At 68.1% G+C, this 301-nt stretch carries 1 protein-coding gene; it reads right to left on the reverse strand.

Going from position 1 to position 301, the window contains the following annotated elements:
• Positions 1–301 (reverse strand): DUF3530 family protein (locus J0A65_RS26950; protein ID WP_206597228.1); only part of this gene is annotated, 301 nt, incomplete at both ends.

The following is a 301-nucleotide window of genomic DNA, read 5'->3' on the forward strand; positions in this document are numbered from 1 at the left end:
GTCGGCGTTTTCCACGTCACCGGGCACCAGGATCACGACGCCGCTGGGCTCGCCGACGTTGGCCGGGAGCCACAGCGCCAGGAAGCTTTCGTCGCCGGCCTGCAGCATCTGCTGCTCGCGCTTGTCCAGGCGTTGTTCCAGGGCCAGTGCTTCGCTGACGCTGCGCTCCGGCAGGGCCGGGCGCTCGTTGCCGGGCCCGGCGCCATCGGGATTTTCGTTTGCCGCTGCATCGGTGGTTTCCTGTGCCCAGATCGCGGGGCTGCAAGACAGGCAGAGTCCGAGCAGAAAGAGGGAGAGAGGG

The sequence above is a fragment of the Bowmanella yangjiangensis genome (genome assembly GCF_017255015.1).
In the GTDB taxonomy this organism is placed as follows: domain Bacteria; phylum Pseudomonadota; class Gammaproteobacteria; order Enterobacterales; family Alteromonadaceae; genus Bowmanella; species Bowmanella yangjiangensis.